General features: G+C 67.2%; 10 protein-coding genes. All 10 read right to left on the bottom strand.

What is annotated here, in order from left to right; translation table 11 throughout:
* Positions 1–277: 277 nt before the first annotated feature.
* Positions 278–1,288, bottom strand: a complete 1,011-nt coding sequence (whiA, locus tag EAW56_RS02985) for a DNA-binding protein WhiA (protein ID WP_095536616.1) — start codon at positions 1,286–1,288, stop codon at positions 278–280.
* Positions 1,289–1,366: 78 nt separating this feature from the next.
* Positions 1,367–2,341 (bottom strand): gluconeogenesis factor YvcK family protein, encoded by a 975-nt coding sequence (locus tag EAW56_RS02980; protein WP_095536186.1) that lies wholly within the window; start codon positions 2,339–2,341, stop codon positions 1,367–1,369.
* Positions 2,342–2,434: 93 nt separating this feature from the next.
* Positions 2,435–3,316 (bottom strand): RNase adapter RapZ, encoded by an 882-nt coding sequence (gene rapZ, locus EAW56_RS02975; protein ID WP_095276437.1) that lies wholly within the window; start codon positions 3,314–3,316, stop codon positions 2,435–2,437.
* A 65-nt stretch (positions 3,317–3,381) separates the two neighbouring features.
* Positions 3,382–5,454, bottom strand: a complete 2,073-nt coding sequence (uvrC, locus tag EAW56_RS02970; RefSeq protein WP_095536618.1) for an excinuclease ABC subunit UvrC — start codon at positions 5,452–5,454, stop codon at positions 3,382–3,384.
* A 36-nt stretch (positions 5,455–5,490) separates the two neighbouring features.
* Positions 5,491–6,024 carry a PH domain-containing protein gene (locus tag EAW56_RS02965; RefSeq protein WP_095276431.1) on the bottom strand — a complete coding sequence of 178 codons (534 nt, stop codon included), beginning with the start codon at positions 6,022–6,024 and terminating at the stop codon, positions 5,491–5,493.
* 78 nt (positions 6,025–6,102) lie between these two features.
* A complete protein-coding gene (ribH, locus tag EAW56_RS02960) occupies positions 6,103–6,588 on the bottom strand; it encodes a 6,7-dimethyl-8-ribityllumazine synthase (protein ID WP_095276428.1) in 486 nt (161 codons plus the stop codon).
* A gap of 125 nt (positions 6,589–6,713) precedes the next feature.
* A complete protein-coding gene (rpe, locus tag EAW56_RS02955; RefSeq protein WP_095536190.1) occupies positions 6,714–7,391 on the bottom strand; it encodes a ribulose-phosphate 3-epimerase in 678 nt (225 codons plus the stop codon).
* Positions 7,392–7,401: 10 nt separating this feature from the next.
* The gene (locus EAW56_RS02950) at positions 7,402–8,907 is read right to left on the bottom strand and encodes an RsmB/NOP family class I SAM-dependent RNA methyltransferase (protein ID WP_122084980.1); all 1,506 of its coding nucleotides are present in this window, start codon (positions 8,905–8,907) and stop codon (positions 7,402–7,404) included.
* Positions 8,904–9,836 (bottom strand): methionyl-tRNA formyltransferase, encoded by a 933-nt coding sequence (fmt, locus tag EAW56_RS02945; protein ID WP_095536623.1) that lies wholly within the window; start codon positions 9,834–9,836, stop codon positions 8,904–8,906. Before fmt ends, EAW56_RS02950 begins: the two co-directional genes overlap by 4 nt.
* Positions 9,837–9,945: 109 nt before the next feature.
* Positions 9,946–11,955, bottom strand: a complete 2,010-nt coding sequence (locus tag EAW56_RS02940; RefSeq protein WP_122084978.1) for a primosomal protein N' — start codon at positions 11,953–11,955, stop codon at positions 9,946–9,948.
* Between the last annotated feature and the right edge of the window lie 4 nt (positions 11,956–11,959).

Genomic DNA, 11,959 nt, shown 5'->3' with positions numbered 1-11,959 from the left:
CGTGCATCGGCCTTTCCGCATCTCGTCAACCCCACAACAACCGGACACAATCGGACGAAAATCCGGGGGTAACTTCCCCAATACCGGTGTGGGTTTTGCGCCCGGTTGACATTCTGACCGCCCCCTCCCCCTGCCAGCTACACGCCTTCAGCACGGCAAACGCGACCGCTCCCCCTCCACCCATCGAACTCTAGAAAGGTGATACTGAAACAACTTTCGGGTATGGCATATCTCACACCCCCCGGAAATAGACGAGTGCGCGAGTTGTGATGTCGTTTTACTTCGCGTTCGAGACGTCGTCGTCCGCCGCGCCGCGCTCGGCCTGCTCAACCGCGGCCTGCGTGTTCGGGATTCCCAGCTCTTTCGCTTCCTTGTCAGCGAGGGAGAGCAGGCGGCGGATGCGACCTGCGACGGCGTCCTTGGTCATCTGCGGATCCGCGAGCTTGCCCAGCTCCTCGAGCGAGGCGTGGCGGTGCTCCACACGAAGATACCCCGCCTCCGCGAGGTGCTCGGGCACGTTGTCGCCCAGGATCTCCATCGCGCGCTCCACGCGGCGCGCGGCCGCGGCCGCCGCCTGTGCGGACCTGCGCGTGTTCGCGTCGTCGAACGTTGCCAGCCGCTGCCCCGATCGCGCGCGCAGCTGCTTCCGCTTGCGCTTTTCGTCCCACTCCAGGCGCGCGAGCGGTGCGCCCATCCTGCTCAGCAGGATGGCGATCGTCTCCCCGTCGCGGACGAAGACTCGCTCGATGCCACGCGTTTCTTTCGTCCGCGTCGCCACGTCAAGCCGGTGCCCCAACCCGACGAGTGCCAAGGCGGCAGTTTCCTCAGGGCACGCCACCTCGAGCGCCGCGGTGCGCCCTGGCTCAGTGAGCGAGCCGCGGGCAAGGAACGCCCCGCGCCAAGCAGCCTCCACATCCGCGATCGGGCCGGAAATGATGGTGTGCGGCATCCCTTCCACGGGATGCCCGGAGGCCGTGATCAAGCGGAGCTTCCGTACGACCTCGCGCAACCCCTCGGAAACGGTCACAACGCACTTGCGTTCCTTGCTCGCGGAGCCGGGGGCGATGACCTCGAGCGTGGTCGCGACACCGGTAGTCGCGTCAAGCAACTGCTGCAGTCGCTCGGCGACGGGGTGCTCGGCAAGTTCAACGCGCAGGACCGTACCGTGTGGCGTCTGCTCGTACGTTCCGGCGTACCGGATCATCGCCGTTGCTTCCGCAATCTGCGCGCTTGCCTGGGTGGCGCGTACGCTCAGCAGCTCATCTTTGACTTTCGCGGTCAGCGCCACCGTGGTCCTTTCCCTTCGCAGTTGATGTCTCGCAGGCCTCTCGCTTCGCACCGGGGCCAGGTGTACCGACGCCTGATTCTAGCGTGCCCGGTACAACTCCAAAATTGCCGTTGCCAACTTGTCCGGGTCGTGCTTCTCGGCCTGCTTGCCCTCCGGCACGGGCTGGTGGACATCACGGAACGCGATTTTTGCACCGAGCCGTTCCGCGGCGCGCTGGAGATGCGTGCGCTCCCCCTCGGATGGGCTGATGTGGTTGTCCGCGAGGAGGTAGTCGACCTGCAGCTCCGGCGCGTGTTGGCTCAGGACGTGGATGTGGCGCTCCGTGCTAAAGCCCGGGGTCTCCCCGGCCTGTGGCAGGAGGTTGAGCATCACCACGACCATGGCGTCCGTCTGGTTCAGCGCAGCGACGATCTCCGGAACCAGGAGGTGCGGGAGCACGGACGAAAACCAGGAGCCTGGCCCGATGGTGACGATGTCCGCATCCCGAATCGCCGCCACGGCTTCCGCGGAAGCAGCGGGCTGCTCGGGCAGCAAGCGAACCCGCCGGACAGCACCAGAGGTGGACGCCACCGCCGCCTGACCACGCACGGAGCGGAGAACGCGGGGGTCATCATCAAGCCCGGAGACATCCGCCTCGATGTCCAACGGCTGTGAGCACATCGGGATCACTCGGCCCGCGGACCGCGTCCACTTCGCCACAATGTCCAGCGCGGTCTGCATGTCGCCGAAGCGCTCCACGAGGCTCACCAGCATGAGGTTTCCTAGCGGGTGTCCCGCCATCACACCGTTTCCCCCGAAGCGGTGCTGCAGCGCCTCGCGCCACAGCTCCCCGTCCTCGTCATCCGCAGTGAGCGCGGCCGTGGCCATGCGCAGGTCCCCGGGCGGGATGATGGGGAATTCACGGCGCAAGCGACCGGAGGAGCCACCGTCATCGGCGACGGTCACGACGGCGTTAATGTCCGTCGCTTGCGCACGCCGCGCAGCCAGCAGTGTTTGGTACAGACCATGACCGCCACCCAGGCAGGTGAACGCAAGGCGTTCGCTCGAGCTCATCGCGGTCTCCTTTCAACGGGAGCTATGAAGAATTGGATACGGCAAGGTGGCGGGCCCTCTGACCCGCTCACCCAGTGTGATTGCGCTGCAGCGCTAGTTTCTGCAGAGGTCGCGGTGTAAGACGTTGACTTCCAGGCGTGGCTTCTGCTGCAGCCGCCGGCCGATTTCCTCTGCGACCGCGACGGACCGGTGGTGCCCGCCCGTGCACCCCACCCCGACGGTGATGAAGTCCTTGCCCTCGTGCTGGTAGCCCTCGAGCGTGCTACTGAGCAATCGCACAAAGTTGTCGATGAACGGTTCCGCGTCCTCCCGGCTCAGCACGTAGTCCGACACCGGCTTGTCCACGCCACGGAACTCGCGTAGCTCCGGCACCCAGTAAGGGTTCGGGAGGAAGCGCACGTCGAGCACGATGTCCGCGTCACGCGGCGAGCCGTGTTTGAACCCAAAGGATTCCAGCGTGACGTGCTGCTTCCCAGTCGCAAGCTCGCCTATCGACGCCTCAATCGAACGCCGCAGGTCGTGCACCGATTGATTGGTCGTGTCAATGATCACGTCGGCGATGTCGCGCACCGGCTCGAGCGCCTCGCGCTCACGCTCGATGCCGTGCTGCAACGTGTCCCCGTCCTGGAGCGGGTGGGTGCGCCGCACCGAGTCGAACCTGCGGATCAGCACGTCATCACGCGCCTCGAGGTACAGGATGAACGGGGCGAACCCGAGCTTCTTGATCTCCGAGATCGTATTCATCAACGACCCGTTGAACTTCCTCGCGCGCACGTCCGTCACCACGGCGAGACGCGACACCGGGGAATCCTTCGCGGTCGACATGCCCACCAGCTCCAGAATCAGCTGCGGGGGCAGGTTCTGAGACACGAAGTAGCCCTTGTCCTCAAAAATCTTCGCAGCGGTGGAAAGCCCGCCGCCGGACAAGCCGGTAATGATGACCGGGTGGAGCGGTTGGTCCTGGTGCTGAGTCATACGGCCATCCTAACGGAACTCGGACCGCGCCTGTCCCAGTCTGCGGAGGAATTTGCAGCGAGGGCTCATTCTCCCTTGTGTAGGTGCTCGTAAATCGTCGCGGCCAGCTTCGGCCCAACGCCGTTGACCTCTTCGATCTGCTCGACGGACGCCGCTTTCATCTTCTTCACGCTGCCAAAGTGCTTGACCAGCTCCGACCGTCGGGAGGGCCCGAGGCCAGGGATCGCGTCCAGGGCGGAGGAGCGCATGCGCTTGGAGCGCTGCTGGCGGTGGTACGTGATGGCAAAGCGGTGGGCCTCGTCGCGGATCTGCTGGAGGAGATACATGCCCTCCGAGTTGCGCGGCAGGATCACCGGCTCGTCATCGTCCGGGACCCAGATTTCCTCGAGGCGCTTGGCCAGGCCGATGAGTTGGACATCGACCACGCCCAGCTCGTCGAAAATTGCCTGCGCGGCATCGACCTGGGGCTTGCCGCCATCAACGATGAACAGCTGTGGCGGATACGCGAACCGCTTGTTATTGGTCGTTTCCACCTCGGAGGCTTCCTCCGCGAACATCACTGCGGCAGACTCCTCGTCCGGGTTGGCCAGCTTGTCCTCGTTGTAGCGCTTGAAGCGGCGGCTGGTCACCTCGGCGATCGAGCCGACGTCGTTGGAGTGACCGTCGCCGGCGGCTTCCTTGATGCGGTAGCGTCGATAATCTTGCTTCTTGGGCAGGCCATCCTCAAACACGACGAGCGAAGCCACCACGTCGGTGCCCTGGATGTGCGAAATATCCGTGCACTCCATCCGAAGCGGCGCCTCCTCCATGCCAAGCGCGTCCTGGATGTCCTGGAGCGCCTGGGAACGGGCGGTGAGGTCGCCGACCCGCTTCAGCTTGTGCTGGTGCAGCGCATCGGCGGCGTTCTTGCGCACGGTCTCCATCAGGGCCGCCTTGTCACCGCGCTGCGGGACGCGGATGTTCACCTGTGCGCCGCGCAGGCCCTCGAGCAGCTTCGTGACTTCCTCTTCCTCGTCCGGCATCGCGCACACGAGGATCTCCTTGGGCACCGGAACTGGCGAGCGCACCTCCGCGTGCGATTCCTGGTCCACGCCGCGGCGTTTGATGGTCTCCGCGGCCCGACGGGCGTCCTCCGCCTGTTCCTGCTTTTGGCGCTCCACCGCGTCGGAGTAGTACTGCACGAGGAAGTTCTGCACGAGCACGGGCAGCGCAGGATCTGGCCCATCCCCGTCGAGGCGCTCCGCGGAGCCGGGCTCGTCGCCAGACTTCTCCACCACCCAGCCGCGCTGCGAGCGGATGCGGCCGCCGCGGACATTGAAGATCTGCACCGCGGCTTCCAATTCGTCCGTATCGAAGGCGATGATGTCCGCATCCGTATCGGGGCTGAGCACGACCGTTTGGCGCTCCATGACCTTTTTGACGGCGCCGAGGTCATCGCGAAGCCGCGCGGCCTTCTCAAACTCGAGGTGCTCCGCGGCGGACTCCATCTGCGCAGTCATATCGCGCACGACTTTGTCCGTATTGCCGGACATAAACCCCATAAATCCAGCAACGATGTCTTCGTATTCCGACTCGTCGACCCTGCCCACGCACGGCGCGGCGCACTTGTCGATGTACCCAAGCAGGCAGGGGCGCCCCAACGTCTCGTGGCGGTTATACACGCCGTTGGAACAGGTGCGGATGGGAAACACCCGGGTGAGCAGGTCAAGCGTTTCGCGCACTGCCCACGCGTGGGAATACGGGCCGAAATAACGCACCCCTTTCCGCTTGGGCCCGCGATAGAAGAAGGCTCGCGGGTACCGCTCGCGCACGCTCACGGCGAGCATCGGGTACGTCTTATCATCCCGATACATCACGTTGAACCAAGGATCGAACCTCTTAATCCACGTGTACTCGAGCTGGAGCGCCTCCACCTCGCTGGCCACCACGGTCCACTCCACCGAGGCCGCGGTGAACACCATCTGCCTGGTGCGCGGGTGCAGGTGCTCGGGCGGCTGGAAGTAGTTGTTCAGCCTTGCGCGAAGGCTTTTAGCCTTGCCCACGTACACGACACGACCATTCGCGTCGCGGAACTTATACACTCCCGGCTCCGTCGGAATGGTCCCTGGGGCCGGGCGGTAGTCCTTCGGGTTCGCCACGTGGGCGCTCCTCCTTCACACATCGGCGACAGGAGGTTAATCCTGCGGCATGTACTTCGCTTCAAGCTCTCGGAATTGGCCAACGGTGCGCAACGCGCTCTCCTTGTCTCCGGATTGGATGGCCCACAGCGGGACGTACTCAAAGTCCGGGAGTTCAAGGCGCGCCATGCGGGCACCCTTGGGGAACGAGAGTCCGTAGACCACGAGCCAGGGGTAGAACCTCGTCCCGATGATGTTGGAGACCTCCACGCCGTCTTCATTAGCGCGAACGCGAGGGCGGGTCAGGAAGTACCAGGACAAGGCGGAGATGATGAGTCCGACGCCGATGAACGCGAACTTGTCCACGCCGGTGATGGCAACCCCGGTGAACTTCACGTCCACGACGGCCGACATAAAGATGTGTACAGCCATCACCACAATGATCCAGACGATGGCCACACGCCTGAGAAACGGCGACTTCGCCGTGAATTCCCACGGCTTGGACGACGTCACCGCGTGGGGGTCGAGAGCGTTAAGGTACGCGAGTTCTTCGTCGCTGAGCTTCCTCGATTGGGTTGTATCCTCCGACACTCGCTTCTCCCTTTCCTGCCTCGTCTATAGGTGTGCTGCGTTGGGGTACCAGGAACCTGCTACGGGTCCCTTCGGATACTAGTCCCGCTCGTGCAGCGCCCGTACTTTGCCCAGCTCGACTGCGGCGCTGAGCGCGGCTCGTACGGCCAACGCTCCCCTGTCTTCCTTCGCGTCCTCGCCGCCAGAGCGCTCGTAGGCCTGGTCCTCGTCCTCGACGGTGAGCACACCGTTGCCCACCGGAGTGCCCTCGTCCAGCGACACCCTGGTCAGGCCACTGGTTACGGAGTCGCACACGACCTCGAAGTGGGCCGTCTTGCCGCGGATCACGCACCCGAGGGCGACCACCGCGTCGTAGCGGCGCGCGCACGCCTGGGTCACCACGGGGAGCTCCATCGCCCCATCCACGAGGTACTCATCTGCCTTCGCCCCAAGCTCGCGCGCGGTATCCCGAGCGCGCTCGCGCATCATGTCCACAATGCGTGCGTTCCAGCGAGTCGCCACAATGGCGAGGGTGTACCCCTCAGCGTTCGGGGAATAGTCCTCCGGCGCACCGGAAGCGGTCATGCGTACAACACTCCTTCAACGCGCGCACTGCGCGAGGCTTAGGTCCCGGGCTGGCGCCCGTCGCAACACGCGCGCCCTGGGATGAGATGGGTTTTGCGACAGACTGACAGGGTTCAGGATACGTGTCAACTCGCGGAACTGGGACCGCTGGTTGCCTCCTGTGCCAATTCGCGCAGTCGCTCCACCGCCTGCGCAGGATCGTCGGCGCCGAACACGGCCGAGCCCGCGACGAACGCGTCGACGCCAGCCTCCGCGGCTTGGGCGATGGTCGCGTTGCCGATCCCGCCGTCGATGCCGATGATGGTGTCCAAGCCCTCCGCGGCAATGTGGTCGCGCAACGTCATCACCTTGCGCAACACCTCGGGCATAAACTTCTGCCCGCCGAAGCCGGGCTCCACGCTCATCACCATGACCTGATCAAACTCCGACACCGAGTCGAGGTACGGCTCGATCGGGGTGCCAGGCTTGACGGCAAAGCCAGCCTGGACGCCGAGCTCACGGCACTGGCGCGCCGCGGCAACGTGGTCCCTGGTCGCCTCCACGTGAAAAACCAGCCGGTCGCCGCCCGCCTCGACGTAGGTGGCGAACCACCGCTCCGGCTCCTCGATCATCAGGTGCATGTCCAGGAACTGGTCGGTGACACCGTTGACGGCTTTGGTCACGTCCGGACCGAACGAGAGGTTGGGCACGAAATGACCGTCCATGATGTCCACGTGGAGCAGGTCTGCCGAGAGGACTTTCCGCACGTCGGCGCCAAGATTAGCGTAGTCGGCGGCCAGGATGGAGGGAGCGATGTAGATCATGCCGCCAAGCCTACTTCTTGCGTAGGACCGCGAAGAACATCGCGTCGGTGCCGTGCCGGTGTGGCCACATCTGCACGCTCGGAAATTCGCCTGTGTGCTCCATGCCGCAGGCGAACTCGGCGGCGCCGAGTTCCTCAACCCCGCCTTCACCCAGCGCCGCGTCGACGACACCGCGCGTCTCCCGCAGGTCCGGCGAGCAGGTGGAGTACACGATGACGCCGCCGCGGCGCGCGAGGCGAATCGCGGAGGCAAGAAGCTCGGACTGCAGGGTGGTCAGCTCGGCGATGTCTCGCTCGGATTTGGTCCAGCGCGCCTCCGGGCGACGGCGCAGCGCGCCAAGGCCGGAGCAGGGGGCGTCGACAAGCACTCGATCGTAGCCCGGTGCGAGACCAGGATCTCGGCCGTCCGCGGTGTGGACGCGGACCGGGAGACCGTCGGTTGCCTTGCGGACGAGCTCGGCGCGGTGCGCGCTGCTCTCCACGGCGTCGACCGACGCGCCGTCAATGCGCGCGAGCGCGCCCATCAGCGCCGCCTTGCCGCCGGGCCCCGCGCACAAGTCAAGCCATTTGCCTTGATCTCCCTCAACGGGCACTTCAGCGACGGCGCGGGCGATGAGCTGCGAGCCCTCGTCCTGCACGGCGGCGAGCCGCTCACGAACTGGCTCGAGCTGACCGGGATCGCCCTCATCGAGGTACACCGCGTACGGGGAGTAAGTCCCTTCCTCCCCACCGATGCTCAGTGCCAGCTCCTCGGCGGAGAGCTCGCCGGGCCGGGCGACCAGGTGCACAGTGGGGCGAGCCGAATCCGACTCGAGGGCGCGCTCCAGCTCGGCCAGCTGGTCGGGCGAGGACTCGCTGTCGAGACCGAGCGCGGCGAAGAAGGAGCGTGCGATCCAGGCCGGGTGCGCGTGGCGGAACGCCGCCGCCTCCAGCGCGCCGGAGGGCGTGAGCCGGTCAAACCACTGCTGTGGCGTGGAGCGGTCGATCGTGCGCAGGATGCCATTGGCAAAGCCCTTCGCTTTGCCTTGGCCGGCGGCCTCGACCAGCCGCACCGACGTGTCCACCGCCGCGTGCGAGGACACACGGGTGTAGAGCAGCTGGTAGGTGCCCAGGCGAAGCGCCGCCAGCACCCGCGGGTCGATCCGGTCCAACTCACGCGAGGAGTTCTCCGCGATCACCGCGTCCAGCACGCCCTGCGTGCGCAGCGCACCGTACGTCAGCTCGGTGGCAAACGCCGCGTCGCGCCCGGAGATCTTGCGCTCCCGCAGCAGCGCCGGCAGCGCCAGGTTCGCGTACGCGCCTTCCTCGCTCACACGGAGCAGCACGTCAAAGGCCGCCTCTCGCGCCGCGTCTCCGGTGCGCGTAGCAGGACCCCGCTTGTTGGCGCCACCACGCCGGCTCGCCTGGCCGCGGCGGTCACCGCGGCCGTTTTTCTGCCCCTTGCGCTCGGGCTCCTGGTTGCGCGCTGTCTCCTGGCTGCGCCGCCCTGCCGAGCGGGATCGGAATCCTCCGCTCATGCGAACACCACTCCCTGCTCAATCTGCGCCGGCTGCAGGCCGCGGCCCCAGTCGGCGGCGTTCATCCGCTTCTTTCCCGGCGGCTGGATCATGCCCAGCACCACGTCCTGCGTCGCAGTGCCCACGACAACCCGGTTTTTTTCCACCCGCACCGCGCCGGGCGCGAGCGTGTCTTCGCCGGTAAGCGCGACGGGGCCCAGCTTGTAACGGTCGTCGCCCACTGTCGTCCACGCACCGGGTCCCGGGGTGTGTGCGCGCACGGCGCGGTCGATGTCGGCGGCGGGTGCGGACCAGTCCACGCGGGCGTCTGCGGGCACGATCTTGGGCGCGTAGGTGGCCTCCCCCGATTGCGGCGTGGGTGTGACCGTGCCATTTTCGAGCCCCGTCATGGTGTCCACGAGGAGGTCCGCGCCGGCGTAGGCCAGGCGCGTGAGCAGATCGTCAGCGGTGTCCTCCGCGCTGATGGTCTCGGAGATGGTGCCGAGGACCTCGCCGGTGTCCAGACCTTTGTCAATGCGGAAGGTGCTCGCACCCGTCTCCGTATCACCCGCGAGGATCGCGGACTGGACCGGCGCCGCGCCGCGCCACCGTGGCAGGAGCGAAAAGTGCAGGTTGACCCACCCGTGCCTCGGTATGCCCAGCATGTCCTCGGGGATGAGATTGCCGTACGCCACCACCGGGATTGCGTCCGGTGCCAGCGCCGTGAGTCGGTCCCGAATCTCCTCGTTTTCGCGCAAGCTCTCCGGTGCCAGGACCTCGATGCCGTGCTCGACCGCGAGCGCCTTGACCGGCGAGGGGTGCAGCGTACGGCCGCGCCCGCGCCGCGCGTCGGGCCGAGTGAGCACCGCCACGACCTCGTGCTGTGAATCAATGAGTCGCTGCAACGCCACCACCGCTGGTTCCGGGGTGCCGGCGAACACTAGCCGCATATCTTTCTCCTCCCCCCGGTCGCCCGGGCTTATCGACGTCACCGCCCCCGCACCACTCGTGCGCCGCAGGCAGCGTTTGCCCGCCCAGTCTACTGCTCCACCGCGGCGCCTAACCCACGTCTATCGGGTTGACCTGAACGCGCAGGGGAAGGGTCTGCCGCCGCGCCGCCCGGTTGATCAGTCCGGTGCGGAGCGCCGAACCCAGCGCGGCGCGGCCATGGAGCGGTGAGCGCACGAGCATCCGCTGGGCCGGGCCGTACTCGCCCCGGTCCCATTCACCCGGGACGTCGATTCCCGGCGGGAGGTCGACCGGACCGAGCACCTCCGCGTGGTCCGGCAACTCCACGTTGCCAAAGAAGTCGTCCAACGCCTTGCGCGGCGCGTCCACCACAGCGATGTGCACCGCGGGCGGGAAGCGGGCGTCCCGCCGCTGCGCCAGCTCGAGTGCCGCGTGCCCGCGGGCGTCCCACCGGATGAGATGCTGCACGACCGGGAGCGACGGCTCCGCGACCACGACAACCTCGCCGCCGTCGGCGTGCGGCTGCACGAGCGCGGCAGCGGCCGCCCACTTGGCGTACGTGTCCTCCCCCGCCCGCAGGTCCGGCCGCTGCAGCAGCGCCCACACGTCCAGCAGCACGGCCGCGCCGTAGCCTCCTTCCGCAACCGGCTCAGCCCCCGGGGTGGCCACAATGATCGCCGGCTCCGCAGGCACGGCATCCAGGACCTTGTCGCCCCACGATGTGCGCACCCGGAACTGCACGAACGCCCTGCCAAGCTCCTCTGCCGTGCGCTCGGTGCCCAGCACCATCGCGCGCACCCGTTTCGACCCGCACTCCGGACACACGTGCGCCGGGTCCATGCGGCCGCACCACCGACACGTCGGCGCCGACGCCTCGCCGCCGGCGGGCAGGCCGAGCGGGCCGTTGCACCACCTGCAGCGCGCCGGCGCGCGGCACTGCCCGCAGGCCAGGGACTGGATGTAGCCGGTGCGCGGGACCTGGAAGAGCACCGGCGTCCCGCGGCGCAGCGCAGCGCGCGCGGCCATGAAGGCCGCCGACGGCATCCTTGCCTGCCGCGCCCGGGGGTCCCGCTCCATAGCGGCGTCCGAGTCCCCCGCCGCGTGGATGCGTGGGCTGACCTGCCGGAGCACCGCCCGCGGGGCGAGCAGCTCGTGCATCCAACCGCGCTCCACAAACAGCTGCGTTTCCGCGGTCCGCGCATGCCCGCCGATGATCAGCGGCACCTGCTCCTGCGCCGAGCGGGTGGTGAGTACTTCGCGTGCGTGAGCGTAGGGCGCGCGGGGGTCAACCAGGCTCTCGTCCCCATCGTGCATGAGCACTATCAACCGCAAGTTGCGCACGGGGGCAAACGCCGCCGAGCGGGTCCCCACCACGATCCGGCCCTGGCCGTGCAAGATCGAGAGGTAGCGCGAGTACCGTGCCTGCGGCCCCTGCTTCGCGGTGAGCGTGGTCACCTGGCGCGCCGAAACGTGCTCGCGCAGCGCTGCTTCGCACCGGTCCACGTCGCGTTGGTCGGGCACGACGACGAGCGCGCCGCCCCCGCTGAGCGCGACCTTCGCGGCGAGCGCCCCCACTGTCGCGGCCCAGTCCTCGCCAGGCACGACCTGCCAGGCGGCGCGTGCGAGTTTCCCGTCCAGGACTGCGTCGACAAAGCTCTCCCCGTATTGATAGGAGCTCCACGCAGAGAGGTCTGGCTCGGTCGCCTCCCCCAGCTCGTCCCAGGGCGTCGACGTATCGGTCTCCTCGGCTTTGGCGTGGCGCGCCGGGATGGCGGAGCGGTAGATGTCGGAGCGGACGCCGGCGTAGCGCTGCGCGAGGGCGTCGATAAGCAAGCGCAACTGCTCTGGCGCGACGACCTCCGGCGAGATGACGCGCTCGATGAAGCGAAGGTTCCCCTCGTGCGAGGAGACCGCAGTGCGGTCGAGCACAATCGCGTCCACCAGCCGGCCCGCAAAGCGGATCCGCACCCGCACCCCGGGCTGCGCGGCCTCGGAGTCGCCCTCCGTGACCAGGTAGTCGAAGGGGCGGTCCAGCTGCGCCAGGCCCAACATCGGCAGCACCCGCGCGACGGGGTACTGGGTTGCGGGCGACGACGACATGGTG

This window comes from Corynebacterium gottingense, from assembly GCF_003693265.1.
GTDB classification, from domain to species: domain Bacteria; phylum Actinomycetota; class Actinomycetes; order Mycobacteriales; family Mycobacteriaceae; genus Corynebacterium; species Corynebacterium gottingense.
The sequence above is the reverse complement of the archived record's forward strand: the minus strand, read 5'-3'. Positions and strand labels throughout refer to the sequence as shown.